This is a genomic window from Dyadobacter beijingensis DSM 21582, from assembly GCF_000382205.1.
GTDB classification, from domain to species: domain Bacteria; phylum Bacteroidota; class Bacteroidia; order Cytophagales; family Spirosomataceae; genus Dyadobacter; species Dyadobacter beijingensis.
Window position 1 is genome coordinate 1,173,385 of sequence record NZ_KB907786.1, and the last position, 26,150, is coordinate 1,199,534.

Genomic DNA, 26,150 nt, shown 5'->3' on the forward strand with positions numbered 1-26,150 from the left:
GAGCCCATTCAACCAGAAAACATGAGAATCCCATTTGTTTTATGCTGCCTGATCTCCATTTCCGCCTTCGCCCAGCGCGACCGGCAGGGACAGGCGCAAACCAGCGCGCACGACCACGCGCATCACGTGGATGAAAACGAGTTTGCCCACAACCACCTGGACCACATTCAGGCCTATCGCAAGGAGACTGCCTACGTGCATAACCTGCCGCCCGCGCAGTTCCTCGAAGGCATCGGAACTTCCGCCTTTAAAATCACGACGAAATCCGAACAGGCGCAAAAATATTTTGCCCAGGGCGTTGCGCTCCTGCACGATTTCTGGGATTTTGAGGCCTATCGTTCGTTTAAAGAGGCCATCCGGCTCGATTCGTCGGCTGTGATGCCTTACTGGGGCCTGTATAGTGCCATTGGTGCCACCGAAGGGCCTGATTTTGACAGTGACAAAAAATTGGCAGTCAGGAAACTGAAAGCTTTGAAAGACAAGGCCAGCGAGCACGAAAAGCTCTACGCCGAAGCCATTCTGGTCCGCGACGCCCCGGGCGAGAACAGCCGGAAGCAATACCAGCAAAAACTCGAAATCATCGTGCATAAATACCCTGATGACGTGGACGCCAAGCTTTTTCTGGCATTGAGCAAAATGAGCGGCTACGACGTGGACCTGAACCCGCGCGAAGGGCAGATTTACAGTGAATATTTGCTCCGCGACGTTCTCAAATCCGACCCCGACAATGCGGGCGCACATCATTACTGGATCCATTTAATGGAAAACTGCTGCCCCGAGGAGGCCCTTAAAAGCTCCGAGCGCATCCGGCTGCTCACACCCGGCGCCGCGCATATGGTTCATATGCCGGGGCATGTGTACTACAAGTTGGGCCAGTATCAGAAAGCCCACCAGGCCTTCCTGGAAGCGGTGGCGGTGGATTCTGTTTATATGAAAAAGCAGCACATCCCCGAAGTGGATACCTGGAATTACATTCACAATATTAACTACCTGCTCTCCAACAGCGCCGAAAACGGGCATTATCAAACGGCTCTCTACTACGCCGAGAAGCTGCAAAACATGCCGGTGACCAGAGAACGCAAAGCCAAATACGAGGGGCGTTTCTTTTACCAGGGCATTATCGCGCCGGCTAAGATGGAGCTGTGTTTCGGGTATTACAAAAAAGCCGCCGACCGCCTGAAACTGATCAACGATAAGGACAGCATTTTTACGGGCAAGGCCATCGGCTACAAGGACGGCTTGTACTATTTTGCGTTGGGCATGGACGCCGTCAAACGCGGCAAACCCGAGGAGGCCAAAAAATATTCCGATGCTCTGGACGCGCATTTGTTCCGCAACAGCACCCAGTCGTCCCCCGACGAGGTGATTGCTTCCAGAAGGCTGGGCGATCTCAATGTGGCTTCGCTGGAATTGCAGGGCCTGATCAAAAGCCTGGAAAACAAGGACGAAGAGGCGATCCGCATTCTGAAAGTGGCGCAAAAGAAAGAACACGACCTGGGTTACAGCGAGCCGCCGTCCTACGCCAGGCCGGTATTGATCAGCTTGGGGGAGGTATACCTCAAGGCCGGCCAATACGATCTGGCGATCAAAGCTTACGAAGACCTGGCCAGGAAGCGTCCCAACAGCGCCAACGCATTATGGGGACTCTACAAAGTGTATAAAAAGAAAGGAGACAACCTGAAAGCGAAAGAACTGGCAGCGCAGCTGAACGAAGTGATTAAGCAGGGTGACAAAACTTTGTTTCCGCTATGAGGTGATCTGGGAGGCCGGCTAAAACTTGCTTCTCACCCGGCGGTACCAGGTCGCAAAGACCAATGCTAACCCATCGCCCCGAAATCGGCCGGGACGATGGGTTAACTGATTTTATTTCGGCATCAGCACGGTGTCGATTACATGGATTACGCCGTTCGATTGAAAAACGTCGGGTATCGTCACCATTGCATTGTTTCCTTTTGCATCGGTCAGGACGATCTTTTTCCCTTTTTGCATCGCAGTAAGTTCACCGCCCGCCACAGTTTTCAGCATTGCTTTACCACCGCCATCTTTAATGGCTTTCATCAGATCGGCTGCACTCATGTTGCCGGCAACGACGTGGTAGGTCAAAATACCGGTAAGCATCTCTTTGTTTTCAGGCTTAACCAGCATATCGACGGTGCCTTTGGGCAATTTGTCGAATGCCATGTTGGTGGGGGCAAACACCGTGAACGGGCCTGCACCGGAAAGGGTTTCGACCAACCCGGCCGCTTTTACGGCTGCTACGAGTGTCGTGTGGTCTTTGGAATTGACGGCATTTTCAATGATGTTTTTGGATGGATACATGGGCGCTCCACCAACGGTTACGGTTTTTTCCTGTGCGAACGAATGGTTTCCAATCACGAGTAAAGTGATCAATGCGAGAAAGAAATTTAGCTTTTTCATTGTGTAGTCAGCTTGTAAAGTGAACAATTAAGTGTGTGCGATCGATCAGCACAACCAATCTACGCTAGCTGGTACCTGCATGGATCGAAGCTCCCGCTTAATACACATAATATTGCCCAATATTTCATTACGGACGCAAAGGGAGGATGGTTATACCAACGAATGACGGTCGAAGTACGATGACAAGATATTTTTGAACAGCCGTTTGCATCGTTGCATTTACACGCGTCGCTTTTTCTCAGAAAATGATTGTCGGCGGAACCGTGCGGGATGAGGCAAGTGGGGAGCTACTTCCGCCCAAGTCATTCCGGGTAAAATCATCAAAGCTTGAACACCGCCAGCAGGTGCCGGTTCTCGCCGTTGGCGATCGACACGTGGTAAATGCCCGACGGTTGTTTGGCGAACTGCACATCCAGTTTGCCATTTTGTATCCGGGCCTTTTTCTGAACGATCACCGTTTGTCCGGATGCGTTTGTCACCCGCACGGTCACCTCCGCATTCTTCCATTCGGGAAGCTCTATGTGGAGGGATGATTGTACCGGGTTCGGATAGAAGCGGACATTCCGGCTCGCGGGCGCGTCGATGGCCACGATGCGGCTGTATGCGAAAGTGCTGTCGGTATCCACCTGTCTGAGGCGATAGTAGGTAATACCTTTGTCGAAATAGGTGTCCGTGAAACTGTATGAGCTGGTCGACGAAGCATTTCCTGCGCCCTGCACGCGGCCGGCTTCGGTGAAGTGGCGGGCGTTGGTGCTTTTTTCAATGGCGAAATAGGCATTGTTGCTTTCCGAGCTCGTGGTCCATTCGAGCAGGTTGCCTTCCGGCGTATTTCTTCCCTCGAAACGGGCCAGTGTAACGGGCAATGGGGTGCAGGAACTGGCTCCCCGCAGTTCCACGGCGGTAATAGCCTTGCTCAGCTCCGTCAAATCTGCCGCCGTAATGGCCTCGCGGAAGGTCGGCGGGGCGTCGGTTTTGGACGATAGTGCGGGAAGGTCGAAGGCAACCAGGTCGCTTGCGGCCGCTTCCAGAATGTCGGCCATAGCCGCGAAGTCGGTGGTTTTGGTCATGTACGCCCATTGCGCGCGCCAGGCAATGTGCGCGAGCTTGTGAATGCTCGTCGCTTTGAACGTCTGTCCGTTGTAGCTGCCGCCATTGCCTATCAATGCAAATGCGTGGCTTAGTACCGTGCTGTTTTTGTGTACATCGCCGCCATTGGCACACACATATTGCGGATCGGAAAGCTTTCCGGGATAACCCATACAATCCGGTTTGAACATGTCTCGGGTTCCTACACCCATGTATTCTCCGATCTTCCACGATGAACCGCCGCAATTGTTGGTTCTCGGGTATTCTTCGAAGCTATCCATGTAGCCGTCGTTATTCCGGTCCACGATCTCGCCCCATACATCGGCCAGGGCTTCGTCGATCGCGCCGGGCTGGCCCTTGGTGACGAGCCCGGCCGTGTGTTCGATGTAAGCGTGCGCCCACTCGTGGCCTACAATGTCGTCTGTCGAGTAGTCGGCGCAGAAATTGGCGCTTACGCCATTCCAGCTGCCCTGGGGGCATTCAAAATTCGGCGTGTTAAAAACGGTGATCATCGGCGAATCCCGGTTATCGTACGACACCCACCCGAATGCGCTCTTCATGATATTGTACACATGCCCCGATACATCGACTTCCGCCTTCCGCGATTCATAGCCAACGGTATACGAGCCATTCGCGCCGCTGGCGTCCGACCATTTCAGGTTTTCCGGGGCTATCGAGCCGTCATATTGCCGCCTGTCGATCGCGTGTATGCCGGTAAACTGCTCTGCGAGCTGGCCGGTATGGGCGTCGATATACAGGAATTCGCGCACGTCGGCGTCGTTACGCACCTCCACTTCGTAGGCCAGCACCTTGGCGCCGTTCACGCCCTGCGCAAGGCCTTTTTGGAAAATGTACAATGCGCTCCCGGTCACTTTCAGGGGCGCACCCGTTTTATTCAGATTTTGCGCCGTTACCAGTGCCAGGGCAGTGGCCTCCGCCTGCTGCCGGGTTATTGCAGGCACGGTATTGACGTTGATATCCGCAATGTAATTGCCGTTTACCGCCGAAAGGCGCTTATTAATGTCGTAATGAAACCGCATGACCCCCTCCCAAACCAGTACGCCCTTGTAAGTCTGCTGCAATGTGACGTGGTCGAGGAAGAACAGGTCCGTTTTCAGTTCCCTGAATTGCAGCTCGTCGGTGCCGGCCCGGAGGCCGAACAATGCCCGGTGCTGCGAGACAAAATTCAGCGATTTTTCACGTGCATCGGCACCGGTAACCTGCAATGCATTCGGGTAGGGAAACCGCAGGAAGGAGAGCGAGCGGGTGGCCGAATCGATCGTCGCTTTGGCGCCGGTGGCAGTTGCAAATGCCTCGATTTCTTCCCGCGTGGACGTTTGGGCAAGGGTTATGTGCGCGCACAGCAGCAGCTGCACGAGGACTGATAACTGTCGTTTCATACCTGTGTTGAGTAAGGTGAGTGTAGTTTAAAAAAGCGTACAGGCACCGCTAGTTTTTCAGCACCTTGAACGTCTGGCCGTTTGAGAACCGCAGGAAGTAAATGCCCGTCCTGAGTGTCCTTACGTCCAGTTTGAGCCCCGCGCCGTCCGACTTTCCGCTCATTACGGCATTCCCTTCCGCATTGGTGAGCTGCCACGCACCGGTCGTTTCCGAGGAATGCTTCACATGCAGCGTCGTCGCGGCAGGGTTAGGGTATACAAAATTCCCCGCTGCCGGCAATGCCAGCTGCACGATCGCCGAGTACGCGAAAGCGCCGTCCTGACCGTCCGCGGTGCCATCGTCGGAGGCCCGGTCGATCATTTTCAAACGGTAGTAGGCGTGGGGGCCGGTTATTTCGTTCAAACGGCTATCGGTGAAGCTGTACCGGCCGGTCGGGGAGGGGCTTACCTCGCCGATGGCCGTGAAAGTCTTCGCGTCGTGGCTTCTTTGCAGTTCAAAATGCGAGAAGTTGGATTCTTCCGTCGTGCGCCAGGTGAGCAGGCCCTGGTTTTCTTGCAGTTTTGCTTTGAAATCCACCAGCGTAACCGGCAATGCGCCTTCGGGAATCAGCGTCAAGGTCGAAACGGAAGGCCAGCGGCCCAGCGGGCTATCATAGTCGGCGGAGAAAGTGCTGGTATATTTGAACGCATTGTTGACCGGGTTCCATTCCACCACATAGCCGGGGTCCCTGGCGAGGAAGTAGAATTTCCCGTTGCTCAGGGTCATGACCCCGCTCAGGTCCGAGCCCACGTGCAGGGGCGCCCAGATCGTGTTCGCCTCCGTGTCCCATTCGAGCACGGTCCCGAGGTTGCGCCCGCCGCCCGTCGTGGAAAGGGTGTACAATTTATTGTTATACACAATGAAAGATCCGTTGGGTTTCATGCCCTGGGTGCTGTTCAGGTTCTGCTGCTTCGTAATGGTATTGCTCACCGGGTCCCATTCGAAGAGCGATCCGCCTGCCGTGGGGCTGCCGGTGCTGGTAGTGCCGTAAAACTTTCCGTTTCTGAACAGCAGCTCGCCGTTAGGCCTGCCGCCCGTCGCGTCGGTGAAATCCAGCTTTTTGGTATAAACATTCGTCACCGGGTCCCATTCGAAGATCACGCCGAGATCGTAAAACCCGCCGAAGGTGGTCATGCCGTAGAATTTCCCGCCCTGCGCCGTCAGGCTCCCGGAGGGTTGTTTGCCATTCGTAGCGACGAAATCGACCTTTTTGGTGAAAGTATTGGACTGAATATCCAGCTCGAACAGCGTGCCCGCGCCGTAGGTCCCGCCAGCCTGCGTCATGCCGTAGAGCTTCCCGTTCTGATGCACGAGATCGCCCAGCGGCCGCGACCCTTTCGTCGCATTGAGGTTTTGCAGTATTTTAAATTCCTCCGTGAGCGGATCGAACCGGTAGATCACGCCCAGGTCGGAAGCACCGCCGCCATAGGCCATGCCGTAGAGCTTGCTGCCCACCAATGTGAAACCCGACTTAACGCCGCGCCCCTCACAGACATTGAATACGAACTTTCCGTCGAATGCATTGGTAGCAGGGTCCCACGAGTACAATTCCCCGTTGTTGTCGGCGAGAATGCCGACCGGCCTGCGCCCCCATAATTTGCCCTGCCATTCGAACATCTGGCCCTGAAAGGCGCCGTTACGGCCATTCGTGAAGTCGAACCGGTTGGTGAACACATTCGTAGCCGGGTCCCATTCAAATATAAAGCCATTATTGCCCGCACCGCCGTTTGCCTGCCCGAACAGCTTGCCGTTATAAAGCGTAAAACCCACCGGGCTGTTGGTACTGATCCCCGAAGGCAGCTTCATTTTGATCGTCATCGCGCTCGTGGCCGGGTCGAATTCAAACAGCTCGCCGAGCGACAGGATGCCGTACAACTTGCCGTCTTTCAATGTCAAAGCGGAATTGGGCCGGCCACCCTGCCACGGGAACGATGCTTTCCCGACGTAGGTATTCGTCGCCAGGTCCCATTCGACAATCTCGCCGTATCCCGATTGCCCTCCCTCGTTCGTGGCCGAGTAGAGTTTCCCCTGGTATTCGACCATTTTGCCAAATGGCTCATGGGTGCCCCGCGAAGTGAGCTCGCCATCGGCCTGAAACGTGCTGCCGAGCGTGCGGGTTTCAGGGTCCCATTCATAAAGGGTATTGCCCGTAAAGCCGGTTCTGGTCGTGAACACCCCGTAAAATTTACCGTTGATCAGGCTGAAAGATTCCTCACTGCCCTCTGCGGAGGGTAGAAGGGTGGCAATGTCAACCATTACCTGGTAACTATTGGCGGCAGGGTCGAACTCGAAAATCACGCCCTTGTCCTGCGCTCCCCCATACCGGGTATTGCCGTAAAGCTTGCCGTTTTTCAGGTACAGGTTCACCGATGGCGTTCTGCCCGTCGCACTGTTAAACCGGTGGAGTGTGGTGTACACGTTGGTAACCGGGTCCCATTTGAAGAGGGTACCCGCAATCCCGACCGGATCGTCGGTGAGCTGGTTGGTTTCCGTGGCGTAAAATTCCCCGTTGAATGCTACGATATCGCTTATTACCCTGCCTTGCCTTTCATATCCGAACTGGTGCCTGACCGCGAGGTTGGTGCCGTCGGCTCCCGTAGAAAAGATCGATCCCTGGTTGCGGTACCCGTCGGAGCGGGTGGTTCCCCAGAGCTCGCTGGTTGCCTGGGCGTTGGCTGAGAGTGTGATGCATGCGCATAGCAAGGAAGCCAAGGCGCGCTTAATATAGAAGTGTAGCTTCATTTTTGTCGAATAACGTTGAGTAGGCGTAAATATAGCCCTAATTTGTATTCAGCAGGATACAAAAATCAATGCGCCGCTACATTTCTTTTCAACGGCCTTTCCGCCCTTGAATCACGTCCTGTAATTTTCTATTTTTCACGGCATTTACCTTCAAAAACGATAGCCATGACCGAAAATACGTCCGAAGACCTCCAAACCACCTTCATCCGCGCTGCCATCTGGCACGGTCCGCTGGACGAGGCCAATGCCCTGCTTGAACAGCATCCCGAAGTCGCCGAAATGAGCATTTTTACGGCGGCGATATTGGGCAATGCGGCATTGGTCACGCGTTTGCTGGCAGACGACCCTGCTAACGGCGCGCGCACGGCGGCACCGTTCGGCGGCAATGCACTCGTGTATTTGTGTATGTCGAAATACCTGCGGCTGGAAAAGGAACGTGGTGCCGGATTTCTCGAAGCTGCGCGCGCATTGCTGGAAGCAGGAGTAGACCCGAATTCGGGTTTCCGGACGACGGGTCAGTTCCCGGAATTCGAAACGGCGCTGTATGGAGCCGCGGGCATCGCGCACGACGAGGCGATGACGAAACTGCTGCTCGCATTCGGCGCCGACCCCAACGACGAAGAGGCCGTGTACCATTCGCCCGAAACGGACGAAAACAGCGCCATGAAGGCATTGGTCGAAACCGGGAAGGTGACGCCCGTTAACCTCGCGCTCATGCTCATCCGCAAGCACGATTTCCATGACTACCACGGAGCAAAATGGCTGCTCGAACAAGGCACCGACCCGAACACGGTCTGGTTCAATACGTCGCCCTTCCACCACGCATTGGCGAGGGTGAACCACATCGCTTTTCTGCAACTCCTGCTCGACCACGGCGCAAACCCCGAAATACAGGTAGAAGGCCTCACCGCTGCTGCAAAAGCCGCGCGCGCAGGCCGCGCGGACGTGCTCGCCGAGCTGCGAAAACGCAATATCCCTTACACATTGAAGGGGCTCGACAAACTCATCCAGGCGTGTGCATTCGGCGATACGCCCGAGGCGCAATCCATCGCCAACAGCGCCCCTTATCTGCTGAAAAACCTGCTCGCCATGGGCGGGGAACTGCTCGCCCGGTTCGCTTCGTGCGGTAATGCGGAAGGCGTAGGCATGCTCCTCGACCTGGGCGTCAAAGTCGACGAACCCTTCGAATCCGGCGACGGCTACTGGGGCATTCCCAAAGGCAGCCTGGCCATTCACGTCGCCGCATGGCTGGCCTATCCCCAGGTGATCGACCTGCTTATCCGCCGCGGTTCGCCCGTGGAAACGCCCGACGCCAACGGCCTTACGCCCATGCAGCTCGCCGCCCGCGCCTGCACCGATTCCTATTGGATGGACCGCCGAACCCCCAAATCGGTGGAAATATTGCTGCAAGCCGGCGCAAAAACCGATGGTATAGCGCTGCCTACCGGTTATGCACCGGTGGACGAATTGCTGGGGTGGGAGGGGTGAGATGTTTTGTATTGTGTAGATCTCAAATTAGAAATCTACTTACTAACTCATCGCTACTTTTTCGAAGACTAGATATTGCAGGTAGTGAGGTTCGGTTACTCGAATCTTATTCCGTTGATATATATCGCGTGAAAGATTTTTTAACTCCTCATTCTGTATGCTTGCAATAATGCCAAGGTAGTTTGCTAAGACAAATACAAGGTCTTGCTGTTTAGTAATCTGTCGAATAATCTTCTCTATACCAATGAGGGCAATTCGCAAATCTTTTGAACTAGTGTTAGATATAAAAATAAATGGGTCAATAAATGTTGCAGCACAATATCTTGTTACTAAATCTAATGTGTTATCTGAGCAGATTTTCTTACAAACGCCAACCAACACTTGGTGTGAACCAGATCCGTCCATAATATTTAGCAAATGTAAAGAAAGAGTGAAGTTGCTGGTAGTTAAATTTTTGGATTGCTCCTGTTTAATTTTGGATGCCATCTGGTGCCTTTCTTCTGATTTTATAAACTGGCTAATTGCCATAAACAAATATCCATCGCTCTTGCACATCTTTATCCAGTTAATAAATATCATCGATATGGTTTCCGTATCTAATTTATAAATGTTAGCCCAGGATATTAAAAAATACCATCGGATATCATTTATAAAATCGGTATCACCCCTATCCAGAACTATTCTTTGGGTATACATAATCGCTGTATCTAACTTGTGGTTGCCAACGTATGCAATAATCATGATTTGCCACATTTGATCAGTCCATGAGCTTGATTCTGTTCGTTGCAACCATTGCAATGCGTTGTCAAACTTGTGACCTTGGAGGTAAAAATGACTGATAGAGTGGTGGTTTTCTGGTCGCCTTTTAAAGCTACGAGGACTTTTGATTATGCTGAATATAGATGATGCAAATAATAGACCTACAAAATTAGTTATTAAATAGATTCCGGGAGTCATCTCAAAAACGCCTGTTAGCGCTTTGCGTAGTATGTCTTGCTTAAAAAAATTTTCCTTTATCGAATTGATGGCTTGCTCGTGAGACATTTCGATGAATAGATGCTCATTGTAAATGAGCAGTAACTGGCTAGCCGTAATCAATAGTGACATCGTTATTAGCGATAAAAAAATGTTATTTGGCCTATTTTTAAATACTTCCGCAAGATTAGACCGCGATATTAAGAAGGATAGTACAGTGCAAAGAATTCCAATTGAAAGTACTATGTTAAACACGTGTAAATAAATTTCGGACGCTAAATGATAGTGCAACCCAATGAAAATTAAAATGCTGGATAATAAATAGAAAATAGTCGTATCTATAATTGGCGGATATGTGCTTTCTGAAAATGGACCTTTTGGGTGTTGTTTTGGAGCTGTAATAAGGAAAAATGTGGGCCATGCAATCGCAGCGTTAATTGAGCCGATTAGGATACTGGCAAATATAGTTAGTCTTTTTGTTACATCACTTTCATTAAGAGGCATTGTAAAAAAGGTTACGGTGTGCAAATCGTCATTTTTGACGGTTCGGTGAAAGTCGCGGAAACGTAGTGTTACGCTGTATGTGATTCGTATGGTGACCAAGCTGACAATTATGTAAATTGCAGTTGTTAGGAGTGGGAATGCCCAGAATATGAACGACAGAATAGTGGTGATGAAAAGTAGTATAGCCAGTGATAGTTTCATCTTAAATGAGGTAAGGTGGGATTACTTCGGAAGTTAAAAACAAGAAATGCGGCTTCAAAATTTATTCTAATTGCTTATCAATTTATAATGTTGCGGTCAATGTCTAACAATGGAGCCGGAGTTCCCATTTTTAATGTTGCGTAATTGCCGGTGACTTAGTAGTTTGCGTAAACAATCATTTTCAACACTATGAAACACTATACAACACTCAAACTTCTTGCGCTTGCTTCTGTTTTCGTTACGGCGATGGCGTTTTCCTGCCAGGATCACCACATTCCCGATCCTGTGACGAATTGCAACCGCGTCGACGGCACTCCGCGGGCTCTTAATTGCGAGTTCGAATTTGTGAAGGCGGAGTTTTACACGGTGGATAGATATCCAGACAACCCGCCGAGGTACGATACGATCGTGTACGCGACGGCGACGCCTGCAAGCCCCAAAGTTTCGATCGAGGAGCCGCGGTATGCGGCATGGATCGTTAGTTCGGTGAGTTTGCTGTATTACATCGACTTACCGGTGCGGGTGACAATCCGACGCATTGCCCCCAAGCCGGCCGGTACCACGGGGTACCTGTTACGCAAGGATTTTGCGGCCGGCGGTCCTTCCAATGTCGAATATCCCACTTACGGTGGTTCGCTGCCGCCCGATGAAGACCTGACGCCCGTTAATATCAACATTCCCGTCGGCGGCACATTTACTTACAATACGGGCTACATCTGGTACGGCGCGGCGTCCGACAAGCCTCCTTATATCAATTATGGCATCGATGGCGGCAACAATTATTTTTTGGTACAAAACATCGAGACTTCGAAGCTTTTGCGCCAGGCTCCTTATAACTATCAATTTTACAGGGACATGGCGGAAGCTAAATTGTTGTTCCACCCCTACATCATTCCCTCGGACGATCCATTTTAAATCCGCCTGACCGTTCCGAATCCTGATTATTTCAAAAGGCTGCCCTCCGGGTGGCCTTTTTGCATTTATCCCTGCCGCCAATCAAATATCTTTTTGATAAACCCTTATCATTTTGATAGGGTTCTTTCTCTGTGATTTAAGTGTAATGCATTGATTGTTAGTTATATAAATATTCTTTTCGAAAAAGGCATACGTTTGGTGTAACCCTCCGCAGCGGTGAAAAAACTTCCCGCAAAATTGGAATTAACTCATGAATACAATGCAGCAATTCATCAGTAACGGACGGGGCGCCCAGCCAGGGGCGGAGGAGGAAGCAGGAGACGGCGAAGAAGAGTCCGAAGGGGAGCATTACCGGAATACGCAACACAAAATTTACAATATCCAATCAAACCAGTTTTTATCATGTTAACAATCCTCTTAATTCTTGCCGGGCTTTTGTGCTTTGCAATCTTCTATGGTTCAGTCAATTATTTTGAAAAAATCTGATTATGGCAGCGCTATTCATAGTTGCGATCCTCGTGTTTGTGTACATGTGCTATGTACTCGTCAAACCTGAAAAGTTTTAACCTGACGGTCCCGCCCGTCGCGGCCGGAACCGACTAAATCTCCTATCAATGAATACAGAATTATTGGGCGTCATTGTCCTGTTTGCCATCACAGTGCTGTTGGCAATCCCTTTCGGATCGTACATCGCAAAAGTATATGCGGGCCATAAAACGCCCCTCGACCCGATTTTTAATCCCCTCGACAAGCTCCTTTACAAGGTGAGCGGGATCAATGAAAAACGTGAAATGACCTGGAAAGAACACATGTTCGCCTTGCTGACGATCAACGTCGTGTGGTTCCTGCTGGGCATATTCGTATTGATGAACCAAAGCTGGCTGCCGCTGAACCCGGACATGAACCCGGACCAGACGGCCGACCTCGCTTTCAACACGAGCATTTCGTTTATCGTCAACTGTAACCTGCAACATTATTCGGGCGAAACCGGCGTGAGCTACCTCTCGCAGCTGTTCCTGATGTTCCTCCAATTCGTAAGCGCAGGTACGGGTATGGCCGCGGCCGCGATCGTCTTTATCGCATTGAAAAACCGCACTACCGACAAGCTGGGCAACTTTTACGCGCTGCTCGTGAAATCCTGCACGCGGATTTTACTGCCAATGTCGATTGTCGTGGGCGCTGTCCTCGCATTCAACGGCACACCGATGACTTTCGACGGCAAGGACACGATCGTGAACGTCCAGGGCGACACTGTGCAGGTTTCGACCGGGCCCGTGGCGGGTTTTGTGGCGATCAAACACCTCGGTACCAACGGCGGTGGTTTTTACGGTACCAACTCCGCGCACCCGCTCGAAAACCCCAACTATTTCACCAATATGCTCGAAATGTTCTCCCAGATGATCATTCCGCTGGCGATGATCTTCGCATTCGGGTTCTTCCTGCAAAGAAAGAAATTCGGCTGGATGGTGTTCGGCGTCATGACGGCCGGCTTCCTGCTGCTGCTCGTGCCGACGATGGTCTGGGAAATAAATGGTAACCCGGCCATCGGCAAAATGGGCGTAGACATTTCCGCCGGTGCGATGGAAGGCAAGGAGGTGAGGTTCGGGAGCGCTGCTTCGGCATTCTGGAGTATAGCCACTACCGTCATATCTACGGGCTCTGTGAACGCCATGCACGATAGTACGATGCCGCTTTCCGGTATGACCGAGCTGCTGGCCATGATGACCAACGCATTTTACGGCGGCTGCGGCGCGGGGATTCTCAACTTCTTTATATTCATCGTTCTGGCCGTATTTATCAGCGGTTTGATGGTCGGCCGTACGCCGGAGTTTTTTGGTAAAAAAATCGAAGCACGGGAAATGAAGATCGCGATGATCGTGGCGCTGCTGCACCCGCTGCTGATCCTGGCAGGCACGGCGCTGGCCTCGGCATTTCCCGAAATCACCTCGGCAAACCTGAACAACCCCGGTTTCCACGGTTTCAGTGAAATGCTGTACGAATACACCTCGTCGGCGGCCAACAACGGCAGCGGTTTCGAGGGGCTGGGCGACAATAACCCGTGGTGGAATATTACCACCGGTATCGTGCTCATCCTGTCGCGTTACCTGCCCATTATCGGCCCGGTGGCCATTGCGGGCTTGCTGGCCAGGAAGAAATTCGTTCCCGAAGGCGCCGGTACATTGCCTACCGACTCGGCCACGTTCGGCCTGATGATCCTCGGCGTGATCGTGATCATCGCAGCTCTTTCCTTCTTCCCGGCCCTCACACTCGGTCCGATCGCTGAATATTTCTCCATGAAATAATATTGATATTGAAATGAAAAATCAAAGCGCATCCTTATTCCAGAAGGATCTGGTGAACGAAGCGATCAAGCAGTCGTTTATCAAACTCAATCCTCGTTTGTTGTTCCGTAACCCCGTGATGTTCACGGTTGAAATCGGGACGGTGGTGATGCTGGTCGTTAGCCTCTGGATTCTGGCAGGCGAGCAGTCGCAAGGCTCTTTCGGCTACAATTTCACCATATTCCTGATCCTTTTCCTCACCCTGCTCTTCGGTAACTTCGCCGAGGCCATCGCCGAAGCCAGGGGCAAGGCACAGGCCGACAGCCTGCGCAAAACCCGCGAGGAAACACGTGCCCGCCTGGTCGTTGATCATGCTTTGGGCTTCAATGTCGCGACGAAAGAAGTGATGTCGGCCCAGATGAAGAAGGGCGACGTGTTCATTTGCGAAGCCGGCGATGCCATCCCGATGGACGGGGAGATCATCGAAGGCCTCGCCACGATCGACGAAAGCGCCATTACCGGTGAATCGGCCCCCGTGATCCGCGAGGCGGGCGGTGATAAAAGCAGCGTGACGGGCGGTACCAAAGTGCTTTCCGACCGCATTAAGGTGCGCGTAACCACCGCGCCCGGCGAAAGCTTCCTTGACAAAATGATCGCCCTCGTGGAAGGCGCCAGCCGCCAGAAAACGCCGAACGAGATCGCATTGACGATCCTGCTGGCCGGTTTTACGCTCGTGTTCGTCATTGTCTGTATCACCCTGGAGCCATTTGCGGGTTATGCCCAAACGCCCATCACCATTGCAGCATTCATCTCGCTGTTCGTTTGTCTGATCCCGACGACCATCGGCGGGTTGCTCTCCGCGATCGGTATCGCGGGGATGGACCGGGCGCTGCGGGCGAATGTGATCACCAAATCGGGTAAGGCGGTAGAAACCGCGGGCGACGTGGACGTGCTCCTGCTCGATAAAACCGGTACGATCACGATCGGTAACCGGAAGGCCACGCATTTTCACGCAGCCAAAGGCATTACCGACAACCATTTCATTAAAAGTGCCGTGCTGAGCTCGATCGCCGACGAAACGCCCGAGGGCAAGTCGATCCTCGAACTGGCCAACGCGACGCCCACTACATACACGCTGCACGAACCCCGGTTCGTGCAATTTACGGCCGAAACCCGCAGCTCCGGGGTGGATTTCGAGGACACGCGCATCCGCAAAGGCGCATTCGACTCCATCCGCCGGCTGGTGGAGAGCGCCGGTAACCGCTTCCCCGAGGAAATCGACGCGAAAGTGCGGGAAATATCGGGCAATGGCGGTACGCCGCTCGTCGTCTCGGAAAACGAAAGGGTGCTGGGCGTGATCGAGTTGCAGGATATTATCAAGCCCGGTATCAGCGAGCGTTTCGAAAGGCTGCGCAAAATGGGTGTCAAAACCGTGATGGTAACCGGCGACAACCCGCTCACCGCCCGCTTCATTGCGCAAAAGGCCGGTGTGGACGACTTCATCGCCGAAGCCAAGCCTGAGGACAAAATGAATTACATCAAGCAGGAGCAGGAGGGAGGCCGCCTGGTGGCCATGATGGGCGACGGTACCAACGACGCCCCGGCCCTCGCGCAGGCCGACGTGGGCGTAGCCATGAACAGCGGTACCCAGGCAGCGAAAGAGGCTGGTAACATGGTGGACCTCGACAACGACCCGACCAAACTGATCGAAATCGTCGAAATCGGTAAGCAGCTGCTCATGACGCGCGGTACGCTCACGACCTTCTCCATTGCCAACGACGTAGCCAAGTACTTCGCCATTATCCCGGCGCTCTTCATCGCGAGCATCCCGGCATTGCAGGGCCTGAACATCATGCGCCTGAGCAGTCCCGAAAGCGCGATCCTCTCGGCGGTGATCTTCAACGCGGTCATTATCCCGGCCCTGATCCCGCTGGCGCTCAAAGGGGTGAAATATACGCCGATCGGTGCGAGTGCATTGCTGCGGAGAAACCTGCTGATCTACGGCCTCGGCGGCGTGCTGATCCCCTTTGCGGGCATCAAGGCCATCGACCTCCTGGTAAGCATCTGGCTCTGACGTTCGCGCACGGGTTATGTGGTTTTAGTTTAAAATATCAAATATTAATACAATGAAAATGAACCTATTGCCTGCTATCAGGCTCACAATCGCCACGCTGGTGCTCTTTTGCGTGGTATATCCGGCGGTGGTCTGGGGCATTGCCCAGCTCGCGCCCAACAATGGAAAAGGAGAGGTGATCACGGTCGGTGGAAAGCGCTATTATGCCAATGTCGGCCAGCAGTTTACCGAAGACCGGTATTTCAACTCGCGCCCTTCGGCCGTGGACTACAATGCTGCCGGCAGTGCGGGGAGCAACAAAGGCCCGTCTAACCCCGACTACCTGCAATCGGTACAGACCCGCCTGGACACTTTTCTGCTGCACAACCCCGGCGTGCAAAAAAACGACGTCCCTGTTGAGCTCGTCACCGCCAGCGGGAGCGGCCTCGATCCCGACATCTCCGAACAAGGCGCCAGGGTGCAGGCAGCCCGCATCGCCAAAGTGCGCGGCATTTCGGAAACAGCCGTGAAAGAACTCATCGCGAAACATACCGAAGGTCCCTTGCTGGGACTCTTCGGCCCGGCGCACATCAATGTGCTGAAACTGAACCTGGCTTTGGACCAACTCAAATAGTGCTGCTGCTGGCAGTGACGGCAGCCTGTTATTTTCGCCTATTTTAATTTAATCAATGAAAAAAATACTTCTGGCAGCCTCGGCGCTCGCCTGTTTCCAGGTAGCCCGGGCCCAGGACTCGACCGGCACGGCCTCGTCCTTTACCATCAGCGGGTATGTGGAAGCGTATTACAACCACGATTTCAACCGGCCCCAAAACAACACCGCGCCGTCGTTCCTCTACAACTTCAACCGCACGGGCGAGGTGAACCTGAACCTGGGTTTCATCCGGGGCGCTTACGCAGGCGACCGCGTGCGAGCGAACCTCGCGCTCGGCGTGGGTACGTACATGAACGCCAATTACGCCGCCGAACCCGGTGTGCTGCGCAACATCTACGAGGCTAATGCGGGCATTAAACTGTCCAAAAAGGCCGAATTGTGGCTCGACGCGGGCATTATGCCCTCGCACATCGGCTTCGAAGGCGCCATCGGCAAGGATAACTGGGCGCTCACCCGCAGTCTGGTGGCCGAAAACTCGCCCTATTTCGAATCCGGCGCCAAGCTGAACTACACGACGGGCGACGGCAAACTGTACCTGGCCGCATTGTACCTGAACGGCTGGCAGCGCATCCAGCGCGTCGACGGCAACAGCACGCCGGCATTCGGGACGCAGGTTACCTGGAAGCCGACCGGCGCCGTTACGCTGAATTACAGCACGTTCATCGGCAACGACAAGCCCGACAGCGTGCGCCAAATGCGGTATTACCACAATGTATACGGGATATTCCAGCTCAGTCCGAAATGGGGCATCACGGCCGGTTTCGACTATGGTGCCGAGCAGAAAGAGAAGGGGAGCAGCGCCAAAAACACCTGGTTCGTACCCGTGATGATCGTCCGCTATTCGCCGGCTGCGAAGGTGAATGTGGCCCTGCGCGGGGAATATTTTCAGGACAAAAAGGGCGTTATCATTTCGACGGGTACCCCCGGGGGTTTCAAAACCTGGGGGTTCTCGGCCAACTTCGACTATGCCGTTCTGCCCCAGGTGCTCTGGCGCCTCGAAGCGCGCACGCTGGGCAGCAAGGACGCCATTTTCAGGGAACGCGACGAAAGCATGAACAAGCGCAACACGTTCGTGACGACGTCATTAGCATTATCTTTTTAGTATAGTATCAATAGCATCACTGCCGGCAGCAAACCAAAATCCAGTTCCTTTCGGGTCAAACGCCCGAAAGGCTGTTTCGTTTTCCACTGTTACCGAATACCATCATGGCTGAGACAAACCCAGGGGCGCAACATTTCCTCGACCTCATCAAAAAATCCCGGCGCGGGAAGTTCAAGATCTACATCGGCATGAGTGCCGGCGTGGGAAAAACCTACCGGATGCTGCAAGAGGCGCACACGCTGCTCCGCAACGGCATCGACGTGAAAATAGGCTTTATCGAAACGCACAACCGGCAGGAAACCCACGACTTGCTGGATGGACTGCCGATTATCCCTCGCCGAAAACTGTTTTACAAAGGGAAAGAACTCGAAGAGCTCGATGTCCAGGCGGTGATCAGTCTGCGGCCCGAGATCGTCGTGATCGACGAGCTGGCCCATACCAATATCGAAGGCAGCCAGAACGGCAAACGCTGGCAGGACGTGATGGAAATCCTCGACTCGGGCATCAACGTGATCAGCGCCGTCAATATCCAGCACATCGAAAGTCTGAACGAGGAAGTGAAGCAGATCACGGGCGTGGAGGTGCGCGAGCGCATTCCCGACAGCGTTCTGGCGGCGGCCGACGAGGTCGTGAACATCGACCTTACCGCCGACGAGCTCATTACCCGTTTGAAAGAAGGGAAAATATACCGTCCCGACAAGATCCAGACCGCCCTGACGAACTTCTTCCGCTCCGACCACATTTTGCAGCTCCGCGAGCTGGCATTGAAGGAAGTGGCGAGCCAGGTGGAGCGGAAAGTCGATACCGAGGTGCCCAAGGTGAGCGGCCAGCGCCGCGAGCGGTTCCTGGCGTGCATCAGCTCCAACGAAACCACGGCCAAACACGTGATCCGTAAAACCGCCCGGCTGGCGAGCTATTACAACAGCAAATGGATACTCCTGTACGTGCAGACGCCGCGCGAGAGCCGCGACCGCATTCCGCTCGACAAGCAGCGGCATTTGATCAACAATTTCAAGCTCGCGACCGAAATGGGCGCCGAAGTCGTGCGCGTTTCAAGCCCCAACATTTCCCGCGCGATCATCGAAACGGCGGAGCAAAAACAGGTAACGACCATTTGTATCGGAAAGCCCCATATTACCTTACTCCGCGTTATCCTGGCGACGAATCTTTTTAATAACCTGCTGAAAAAACTGACGAGTTCGGATATTGATCTGGTGATTTTGTCGTGATGTGTTTTAATAAATGCCTATATTGAATAGGTTTTAAAATTCATCAATGGCTATGAAAAATAATATCTGCTGCATCATTCTGCTGATTACCATAATGATCGGCTGTAAAAAGAAAGAAGATTTAATTGAAATAGCCCCCAATCCCGACCCGGGCCCGGTGTCGCTCACCAAGGCGGGTGAATTTATTAAATCGCTGAAAGTGGCCGGCGCTACCGAAGTGAAATTCGATTCCCTGTCCAATAGTTATGTGGTGACTATGCCGGATAATTTTACGGCAGAGAAAGCGGAAGTGCTATTGGGAATGCAGCCGAAAATATTCCTGTCCGACAGTAGTGGGAAAGCTTCGCCTGACACGGTAATCCGCTATGCTTTCAGGGGAGAAAGCCCAATGGATTTTAGTTTAATGGATGAAAAAAATACAAATCGTTTTCATTTCATGGTGTATTTCAATTTTAAAGGCAGGCCCGATATCGAGCTTTTGAAAAATGAAATACCTATTAATTCAAATGGCATTCAAGTGCCGATACGCTTCCTAGCTCGGGTAGGCACGCTCCCGTCCGTCCCTATGGATGGAGGCGCAAGAGTGAGGTTTTTGAGCAGGAAAACCGGATTTTCGGCCGACGCCGTTCTTTATGACCTGAACGCTACTTTTCTTTTCAGTTCTGCCAGTAGATTTATTTCAGACGGGCCGTTTGCACTCGAAGTGAAGCTGGTGGACCAGCCGCCGGTTGTCTTTGAAAACATCCGGTTTACAAGGGGTGTTCCTAATGCCGCTATTTATCCTTCTTATGAATTTCAGCACAAGCGGACTGATAGTGTGCACGTATATGGCGGCTTTTATTTACCCGAAGAAAAATATACCATTACTTTTTCCAGTGATAATATGGTTGCGCCGGTTTCGGTGCCGATGGTCGTGAAAGATTCCAGCCACATTGCACTCGAAAAAATCCCTTCAACGCTTGCAGACGGATCCTATTTATTGTCGTTTTATGAAAAGGACAAGCTGATCGGGAACGGTCATATTTATCTGGGAGATGCACCGGCGAAATCCATCGAAACGATCTGGAAAGGAGCATTGCAACAATCTACGACGCGCAATACCGAACGCGTCGTTCTGAAAAAAGGCGATGATTTTTATGCCAAACCCTCGCCCATTGTTTATGCCTACCGCGAATCGGATATCAATCTGAACAATATTCCCAAACTGCATTTGGTATCTTCCGCTCGTACGGTCGACCTGACGCCCGGCCTGGCATCATTTCATTGGGGAATTGCCGGGATCTATTTGGTTTTCGGGAAATACAAAATACCCGCCGACCTGCCCGCGGGTTCTTACACCGTCACCGCGATATTCCCCGACGGCACGCAAAGCAAATCATATTGGTCGCGCATTGCGGTACAGTAACGGTCAGAAAATAACTGCCTTGTGCAGTAATTCGAACTTGTCGGCGACATTCATCTTTTTGTAGATCCGTTTTTTGTAGGTGCTCACGGTGTTGCATTTCAGGTTGAGGGAGTAAGCAATTTCCTTCGTGCTTTTGCCCTGGGCTACCTGTCCCATAATGGTCCGTTCGCGGTCGGATAGCCTGTCGAGCGACTCGATTTCTTCCATTTGCTGCCCGGCGTCGATTTTGGGCAGGAAAGAAGCCTGCAATTCCACGCTCATGTATTTCCCACCCGAGGCGACTACGGAAATGGCCCTCGCCAGTTCGCGGGTTTTCGCGTGTTTCATGATAAAGCCATCGGCCCCGGCGCGGAGCACCGGCAGTGCATACAGGCGTTCGGCCAGCCCGGAATAGAACAGGATCGATACGTCGGGCCGCGCCGTTTTGAGCATTTCTACGATGTTGGGGGAAATGGAGCCGTCGATCTTGATTTCGCTGATGACGAGTTCTATGCAAGGGTCCTTGCCCAGGATGGCCACAGCGGCGCCCAGATTGGCCGCTTCGAACAGCTCGTAATGGTCGGAAAGGCTGCCGAGAAATAGCCGCATGCCCGTGCGAAGCAGGGTTTGGTCGTCGATAATGAGGATTTTCATGGTGATACAGGATCAGGACATTTACGTTTGCCAAAGCTAGGCGGTCGTTGCTTATGACGGGGTAGAAAGCCTTGTCTGTTTTGGATAGAAATGTTTCTATTATTTCATGTCCACCGGGTGGTGAAAAGAAATTTAATGGACATGTAAGGGGGATACATGTGTAATACTGGATCCGCATCATATATTTGTGTTCTAACACGTAACCCCTTGTCTAATAATGAAAAAACACTACCTGCTCCTGTGGGGATTAATTCTCCTCTGCCTGTCTGCGTCCTCCGGTTCCGCGCAAAAAATGTTTCTCAAAGCCGACAACCTGACCAACGGCGGCTCCAATGACAGGGATTTTGACGATTATGTTGAAATCACAAGTTTGCAACACGGCCTGGAAGCTGAAACAGTTTTTGGCCCGGGCGGCGGGCCCGGTGTAGGAAGGCCGATCCCCAAATCGTTGATCATCACCAAGAATGCCGATTTGCTGTCGACCAAGATTATGGAAAAGATCGTCCTGGGCGAGCATTTCACCAGCATAGAAATCGTCAGCACCGTCGCGGACCGCATAACCGGGAGAAGCCTGGTAAGGTACAAGGTGGAACTCAAGAATGCCTTTGTTACCGATGTTTCCACGAGCTCGGTACATGGGTGCGCGAGCGATTGTCCGGGAGTGGCTGAAAGCGTGAAGCTGGTGTTCAAAGCGATCCGCATTACCACCTACTCCGTGGATTCCAAGGGGGTCCCGAAGGCGAACCCGCCCTTTATGTTCGACGTGGAGAAGGGCACTTTAAGTTTCTGACACTGCCAGCTGTGAAATCATATCAGCATTTTCTTCGATTAGTCGCGTGCTGTATCGTGTGCCTGGCATATGGCATGCCCGCCAGCGGACAGATCACGCCCTACATTCCTCCGGCACAGCAGACGGCCGATGAGCTGTTGGCCAAAACGCAGGGGGGATACTATACGAAACGCTTCGTAACCGAGTATGCGCTCTCGGCGGATCCTTGCAACAAAACGTTGTGCGACTGGCAAGGGCCCATGCCCGTTACGCTTGTGACCTTCACCGGCCAGCGCGTCGATGCCACTACGGTAGATTTGTTTTGGGAAACGAGCGAGGAGGTGAACAACGACCATTTCCTCATCGAGCGCACCCTCAATCCCGCCAAAGGCTTCGAAACCGTGGCGAAGGTGAAAGGAGCAGGCTCCACGCGCACGACCATGCGCTACCAGGCCCGCGATCTGAACGACTTCGATGTGTATACCTATTACCGCCTGAAACAGGTGGATGCGGACAGCACTTTCGAATATAGCTCCATTATCGCCGTCAAAGGTAACGACGCGTTTTTCACCGTCACCGCCTTCCCGAACCCCGGCCGTTACCAGGACCTGACTTTCAAGGTGACCGGCCTCCGCAATGCCGAACAGCTCGCTATCGCGGTTTACGACGTGCAGGGTAAGGCGGTTTACCAAAACGATAACTACCTGCTGGCCTCGCAGGAACAGGCCGTGAAAGCCATTCTGCCAGATTTGCCGCCCGGTAAATACAGTATTAAGATCAACAGCAAGAACCGCGAGGCGGTTACCTCGTTCGTGGTCGTTCCCTGAATGCAGCGGCGTTCGGCCCTTACCATGTCCGGACGCCGCCTTACCTCGCTGCACATTGACCTGCTGCAAAAAAGTAGAACCCTATCGTTTTGACCTTTCGGTAGATACGTCAATCCACGAGGTCGCGCATGAAGGAGCTGGCTTTTTTGAGGTACGGGAAAATTGCCGTGGGTAGCTGCCTGCTGTGGCTGCTCGGCTGCGGGGTGGAAAAACCGAAGGAGGTAGCGCTCGCGATGCAGGACATCCCGGAAGAGGTGGACTTCAATTACGACGTCAAACCGATCCTTTCCGACAAATGCTTTGCCTGCCACGGCCCCGACGCGAAAAAGCAGAAGGCCGGGCTGCGGCTCGATACCGAAGAGGGTGCTTACAAGGCATTGAAAGATGCCGAAGGGCGTCACGCCATCGTCCCGGGCGACCTGGCCGGGAGCGAAATGTACACCCGCCTCGTGAGCCAGGACCCGAAGCTGAAAATGCCGCCGCCGGCATCCAATCTGGCACTGTCGGTCAGGGAAATAGCCGTGCTCACCCGCTGGATCGAGCAGGGCGCGGCGTACAAGCCGCACTGGTCTTTTATCAAACCTGAAAAATCCGAACTTCCCCGGCCGGAGCTCACAGGCTGGGCCCGGACGCCGATCGACCGTTTCGTGCTCGAAAGGCTGGAAAAGGAAAAGCTGAAACCTTCGCCGGAAGCCAGCCGCGAAGACCTCATCCGCCGCGCCAGCTTCGACCTCACCGGCCTGCCGCCGACGCTCGCCGAAATTGACGCATTCGTGGCCGACAAATCTCCCGACGCGTACGCCCGCCTCCTCGATCGCCTCCTGCAATCTCCCGCTTACGGCGAAAGGATGGCGAGCGAATGGCTCGACGTGGCCCGCTATGCCGACAGCGACGGCTATCTCGACGACAAGCACCGCGATTTCTCCCCCTGGCGCGACTGGGTAATCGGTGCATTCAATCGCAATATTCCTTATAACCGCTTCATTACCATGCAGCTGGCGGGAGATCTGCTGCCGGCGAAAACGAAGGAAAGCATTCTGGCGACGGCATTCAACCGCCTTCACAAGAAGAGCTCGGAAGCCGGGATCGTTTTCGAGGAATACCGGGTAGAATACAACGCCGACCGTGTGCAAACGGTGGGGCAGGGGATTATGGGCCTTTCGGTGCAATGCGCCCGCTGCCACGACCACAAGTACGACCCTATCAGTCAGGAGGCGTATTACAAAATGTTCGGGCTTTTCAATAGTACCAACGAAACCGGCAGCCCCGTGTACGGCCCCGACCAGACGCCTGGCCCGGCGATGCTGCTCACCGACCGCGAAAGTGAGGCGCTTTTGCAATTCTTCGACCGAAAAATCACCGGCTTCACAAACCGCCTTTCGCAGGTAAAAGCGGATTCCGAAGCTGATTTTAGAAACTGGCTCCACGCCGGAACGCTGACGGGAAAAACATTAGAAAAACAGGCAAATGCCGGTTTGGTAGCCCATTACCCGTTTGACAAATCCACAAATAGCGCCGACGGCAAAAGCACCACGCCCAATGCATTGGACAAATCGCAACCTGCCCAATGCACAGAACTCACCTTGAAACCCGGCATGAAAGGCAATGCGTATTTCGTGTCCGATTACAATTCGATCAAACTTGGGCATAATATTGGCTGGCACGAGCGTACCGAACCATTTTCCGTGGAGCTCTGGATCAAACCGAAGACGGTGTACCCCGACGCGGGCATTTTTTACCATTGCGAAGATTTGCGGCTGGGTTACAAAGGCTATTCGTTACGCCTGTCCGACAATAAGTTACAATTCATCATCGCCCATTCCTATCCGCAGAACGCCATCCAGGTAAGCACGCTCGCCGCCGTGCCCGCGCAGCAATGGACGCAGGTAACGGTCACGTACGATGGTTCCAGCAAGGCAGCAGGCGCGAAGATTTATGTCAACGGCAAGCCAGCGCCGCGCAGTACCGATTATGACAATCTGTACAAAGGGATTTTATTTGAAAAAGATATTCATACCTATGGTTTTCAGGGGTTTATGCTCGGGCAGCGGAATTTGCTCATTCCGTTTAAAGAGGGGGGGATCGATGAACTGAAAATCTACAACCAGGAACTGACGGCCCTCGAAGTGCTGCGTAACCACAGCCAGGCCGCTGCCGAAGCGGTGCTGACAACCCCGGACAGCCCTGCGAACACAGAAATGCTGCGGGACTTCTACCATGCCCACGACAACCCACGCTTGCGTGCGTGGCGAGACAGCCTGAAGGCCGGCATGGAAGCGCAGAACACAGTCATTAACCGCATTCCCGAAATCATGGTCATGGGCGACCTGCCCCAGCCGCGACCGACGTTCCTGCTCACGCGCGGCGCGTACAATGCGCCTGCCCGGCGCGTGACGCCCGGTGCGCTGGAATCGGTGCTGCCGTTTGAAGGAAAATATCCGCAAAACAGGCTCGGCCTCGCGCAATGGCTGTCGAGCCGCGACAATCCGCTGACCGCCCGCGTATTCGTCAACCGCATCTGGCAAATGCATTTCGGCAACGGCATCGTGCGTTCCTCGGCCGATTTCGGCAACCAGGGTGACCTGCCCACGCACCCGCAGCTGCTCGACTGGCTGGCTGTCGATTTCATGGAATCCGGTTGGAATATCAAAAGGCTGCACAAGCTGATCATGCTATCGGCAACTTATCGGCAAACATCCAAAATCACACCCGAGTTACTGGAAAAAGACCCCGTAAACCAGCTGCTGGCCCGCGGTGCGCGCTTCCGGTTTACAGCGGAAATGATCCGGGATAATTCGCTTTCCATCAGTGGATTATTGGTGCATAAAATAGGCGGCAAAAGCGTGTACCCTTACCAGCCCGCAGGCCTGTGGGACGAGCTGAGCGATAAGGTGTGGCGGTACAAATACCACCAGGAGCCGGGCGAGGGGCTGTATCGCCGCAGCCTTTACACCATCTGGAAAAGGACCTCGCCGCCGCCTTCGATGCTCATCTTCGACGCCCCCGAACGGGGTGAATGCGTCGTGAAGCGCCGTTCTACGAGCACGCCGTTGCAGGCATTGGTCATGCTCAACGACCCGCAATATGTGGAAGCCGCCAGAACATTGGCGGAACGCGTTTTGCATGCGTGCAAAAATAACGATACCGAGCCGACAAACCTCGTATTCAGGCTGGTAACCGGCCGCAGGCCCGACCGCAGGGAGCAGCGGATAATCGGCGATTTTTATGCGGGGGAGCTCAAACGTTTCCGCGCCCAGCCGGCGCAGGCGCTCGAATATCTGCGTACAGGAGAGCGGCAATGGGACAGGGCGCTGAAACCGGAAGAAATCGCCGCGCTGGCCACCGTTTCCAACGCCATTATGAATACCGATGAAGGTTATACTCGCAAATAATGTGACGCTGAACCAG

The 26,150-nt window shown here is 53.5% G+C and carries 18 protein-coding genes; 13 read left to right on the forward strand and 5 right to left on the reverse strand.

The genetic code is table 11. The annotated features are described in order from the left end of the window. The first annotated feature begins 21 nt into the window (after nucleotides 1-21). A complete protein-coding gene (locus H144_RS0104980; protein WP_169409364.1) occupies nucleotides 22-1,752 on the forward strand; it encodes a tetratricopeptide repeat protein in 1,731 nt (576 codons plus the stop codon). A 111-nt stretch (nucleotides 1,753-1,863) separates the two neighbouring features. Here the strand turns inward: H144_RS0104980 and H144_RS0104985 are convergent, their stop codons facing one another. The 3 genes from H144_RS0104985 to H144_RS33150 form a co-directional block, all read right to left on the reverse strand. Then, nucleotides 1,864-2,418 (reverse strand): fasciclin domain-containing protein, encoded by a 555-nt coding sequence (locus H144_RS0104985; RefSeq protein WP_019940940.1) that lies wholly within the window; start codon nucleotides 2,416-2,418, stop codon nucleotides 1,864-1,866. A gap of 320 nt (nucleotides 2,419-2,738) precedes the next feature. Next, nucleotides 2,739-4,904, reverse strand: coding sequence for a M4 family metallopeptidase (locus H144_RS31400; protein ID WP_019940941.1), 2,166 nt, complete (start codon nucleotides 4,902-4,904; stop codon nucleotides 2,739-2,741). 49 nt (nucleotides 4,905-4,953) lie between these two features. Further along, nucleotides 4,954-7,686 carry a choice-of-anchor tandem repeat GloVer-containing protein gene (locus H144_RS33150; protein ID WP_019940942.1) on the reverse strand — a complete coding sequence of 911 codons (2,733 nt, stop codon included), beginning with the start codon at nucleotides 7,684-7,686 and terminating at the stop codon, nucleotides 4,954-4,956. Nucleotides 7,687-7,851: 165 nt separating this feature from the next. On the opposite strand from H144_RS33150, the gene H144_RS31410 reads away from it, so the two are divergent. Next, nucleotides 7,852-9,174, forward strand: coding sequence for an ankyrin repeat domain-containing protein (locus H144_RS31410; RefSeq protein WP_019940943.1), 1,323 nt, complete (start codon nucleotides 7,852-7,854; stop codon nucleotides 9,172-9,174). A gap of 42 nt (nucleotides 9,175-9,216) precedes the next feature. Here H144_RS31410 and H144_RS0105005 read toward each other — a convergent pair whose 3' ends face one another. Continuing rightward, nucleotides 9,217-10,281, reverse strand: coding sequence for a hypothetical protein (locus tag H144_RS0105005; RefSeq protein WP_169409365.1), 1,065 nt, complete (start codon nucleotides 10,279-10,281; stop codon nucleotides 9,217-9,219). A gap of 762 nt (nucleotides 10,282-11,043) precedes the next feature. Here H144_RS0105005 and H144_RS0105010 point away from each other — a divergent pair. From H144_RS0105010 to H144_RS0105045, 8 genes are all read left to right on the forward strand, one after another. Next, nucleotides 11,044-11,769 carry a hypothetical protein gene (locus H144_RS0105010; RefSeq protein ID WP_019940945.1) on the forward strand — a complete coding sequence of 242 codons (726 nt, stop codon included), beginning with the start codon at nucleotides 11,044-11,046 and terminating at the stop codon, nucleotides 11,767-11,769. Nucleotides 11,770-12,257: 488 nt separating this feature from the next. Beyond that, nucleotides 12,258-12,335 carry a potassium-transporting ATPase subunit F gene (locus H144_RS35065; RefSeq protein ID WP_084599926.1) on the forward strand — a complete coding sequence of 26 codons (78 nt, stop codon included), beginning with the start codon at nucleotides 12,258-12,260 and terminating at the stop codon, nucleotides 12,333-12,335. Nucleotides 12,336-12,383: 48 nt separating this feature from the next. Beyond that, the gene (gene kdpA / locus H144_RS0105020; RefSeq protein WP_019940947.1) at nucleotides 12,384-14,072 is read left to right on the forward strand and encodes a potassium-transporting ATPase subunit KdpA; all 1,689 of its coding nucleotides are present in this window, start codon (nucleotides 12,384-12,386) and stop codon (nucleotides 14,070-14,072) included. 13 nt (nucleotides 14,073-14,085) lie between these two features. Continuing rightward, complete coding sequence (kdpB, locus tag H144_RS0105025) at nucleotides 14,086-16,125, forward strand: potassium-transporting ATPase subunit KdpB (RefSeq protein WP_019940948.1); 2,040 nt, start codon at nucleotides 14,086-14,088, stop codon at nucleotides 16,123-16,125. A 52-nt stretch (nucleotides 16,126-16,177) separates the two neighbouring features. After that, complete coding sequence (locus H144_RS0105030; protein WP_019940949.1) at nucleotides 16,178-16,738, forward strand: K(+)-transporting ATPase subunit C; 561 nt, start codon at nucleotides 16,178-16,180, stop codon at nucleotides 16,736-16,738. Between the two features lie 55 nt (nucleotides 16,739-16,793). Next, on the forward strand, nucleotides 16,794-17,879 hold the full coding sequence (locus H144_RS0105035; RefSeq protein ID WP_019940950.1) for a porin: 1,086 nt from the start codon (nucleotides 16,794-16,796) through the stop codon (nucleotides 17,877-17,879). 104 nt (nucleotides 17,880-17,983) lie between these two features. Continuing rightward, nucleotides 17,984-19,108: a histidine kinase gene (locus H144_RS0105040; protein ID WP_019940951.1), complete on the forward strand. Its 1,125-nt coding sequence runs from the start codon at nucleotides 17,984-17,986 to the stop codon at nucleotides 19,106-19,108. 52 nt (nucleotides 19,109-19,160) lie between these two features. Then, the gene (locus H144_RS0105045; RefSeq protein WP_019940952.1) at nucleotides 19,161-20,513 is read left to right on the forward strand and encodes a hypothetical protein; all 1,353 of its coding nucleotides are present in this window, start codon (nucleotides 19,161-19,163) and stop codon (nucleotides 20,511-20,513) included. A gap of 3 nt (nucleotides 20,514-20,516) precedes the next feature. On the opposite strand, the gene H144_RS0105050 is transcribed toward H144_RS0105045, so the two are convergent. Continuing rightward, on the reverse strand, nucleotides 20,517-21,146 hold the full coding sequence (locus H144_RS0105050; RefSeq protein ID WP_019940953.1) for a LuxR C-terminal-related transcriptional regulator: 630 nt from the start codon (nucleotides 21,144-21,146) through the stop codon (nucleotides 20,517-20,519). A gap of 217 nt (nucleotides 21,147-21,363) precedes the next feature. Here H144_RS0105050 and H144_RS0105055 point away from each other — a divergent pair, with 217 nt between their 5' ends. The 3 genes from H144_RS0105055 (at nucleotide 21,364) to H144_RS0105065 (ending at nucleotide 26,134) form a co-directional block, all read left to right on the forward strand. Then, nucleotides 21,364-21,936 (forward strand): type VI secretion system tube protein Hcp, encoded by a 573-nt coding sequence (locus tag H144_RS0105055; protein WP_019940954.1) that lies wholly within the window; start codon nucleotides 21,364-21,366, stop codon nucleotides 21,934-21,936. Between the two features lie 11 nt (nucleotides 21,937-21,947). Next, nucleotides 21,948-22,742 (forward strand): T9SS type A sorting domain-containing protein, encoded by a 795-nt coding sequence (locus H144_RS33155; RefSeq protein WP_157504443.1) that lies wholly within the window; start codon nucleotides 21,948-21,950, stop codon nucleotides 22,740-22,742. A gap of 128 nt (nucleotides 22,743-22,870) precedes the next feature. Next, on the forward strand, nucleotides 22,871-26,134 hold the full coding sequence (locus tag H144_RS0105065) for a DUF1553 domain-containing protein (RefSeq protein WP_019940956.1): 3,264 nt from the start codon (nucleotides 22,871-22,873) through the stop codon (nucleotides 26,132-26,134). The last annotated feature ends 16 nt before the right edge of the window (nucleotides 26,135-26,150 follow it).

What these genes read in the sequence shown, in the direction of transcription:
- H144_RS0105035 (WP_019940950.1), top strand. Translation starts at nt 16,794, where the DNA reads ATGAAAAAAATACTTCTGGCAGCCTCGGCGCTCGCCTGTTTCCAGGTA.
- H144_RS0105050 (WP_019940953.1), bottom strand. Translation starts at nt 21,146, where the DNA reads ATGAAAATCCTCATTATCGACGACCAAACCCTGCTTCGCACGGGCATG.
- H144_RS0105045 (WP_019940952.1), top strand. Translation starts at nt 19,161, where the DNA reads ATGAAAAATAATATCTGCTGCATCATTCTGCTGATTACCATAATGATC.
- H144_RS0105065 (WP_019940956.1), top strand. Translation starts at nt 22,871, where the DNA reads ATGAAGGAGCTGGCTTTTTTGAGGTACGGGAAAATTGCCGTGGGTAGC.
- H144_RS31410 (WP_019940943.1), top strand. Translation starts at nt 7,852, where the DNA reads ATGACCGAAAATACGTCCGAAGACCTCCAAACCACCTTCATCCGCGCT.
- H144_RS0105005 (WP_169409365.1), bottom strand. Translation starts at nt 10,281, where the DNA reads ATGTCACTATTGATTACGGCTAGCCAGTTACTGCTCATTTACAATGAG.
- H144_RS0105030 (WP_019940949.1), top strand. Translation starts at nt 16,178, where the DNA reads ATGAAAATGAACCTATTGCCTGCTATCAGGCTCACAATCGCCACGCTG.
- H144_RS0105010 (WP_019940945.1), top strand. Translation starts at nt 11,044, where the DNA reads ATGAAACACTATACAACACTCAAACTTCTTGCGCTTGCTTCTGTTTTC.
- H144_RS0104980 (WP_169409364.1), top strand. Translation starts at nt 22, where the DNA reads ATGAGAATCCCATTTGTTTTATGCTGCCTGATCTCCATTTCCGCCTTC.
- kdpA (WP_019940947.1), top strand. Translation starts at nt 12,384, where the DNA reads ATGAATACAGAATTATTGGGCGTCATTGTCCTGTTTGCCATCACAGTG.
- H144_RS33150 (WP_019940942.1), bottom strand. Translation starts at nt 7,686, where the DNA reads ATGAAGCTACACTTCTATATTAAGCGCGCCTTGGCTTCCTTGCTATGC.
- H144_RS0105040 (WP_019940951.1), top strand. Translation starts at nt 17,984, where the DNA reads ATGGCTGAGACAAACCCAGGGGCGCAACATTTCCTCGACCTCATCAAA.
- H144_RS31400 (WP_019940941.1), bottom strand. Translation starts at nt 4,904, where the DNA reads ATGAAACGACAGTTATCAGTCCTCGTGCAGCTGCTGCTGTGCGCGCAC.
- kdpB (WP_019940948.1), top strand. Translation starts at nt 14,086, where the DNA reads ATGAAAAATCAAAGCGCATCCTTATTCCAGAAGGATCTGGTGAACGAA.
- H144_RS35065 (WP_084599926.1), top strand. Translation starts at nt 12,258, where the DNA reads ATGGCAGCGCTATTCATAGTTGCGATCCTCGTGTTTGTGTACATGTGC.
- H144_RS0104985 (WP_019940940.1), bottom strand. Translation starts at nt 2,418, where the DNA reads ATGAAAAAGCTAAATTTCTTTCTCGCATTGATCACTTTACTCGTGATT.
- H144_RS0105055 (WP_019940954.1), top strand. Translation starts at nt 21,364, where the DNA reads ATGAAAAAACACTACCTGCTCCTGTGGGGATTAATTCTCCTCTGCCTG.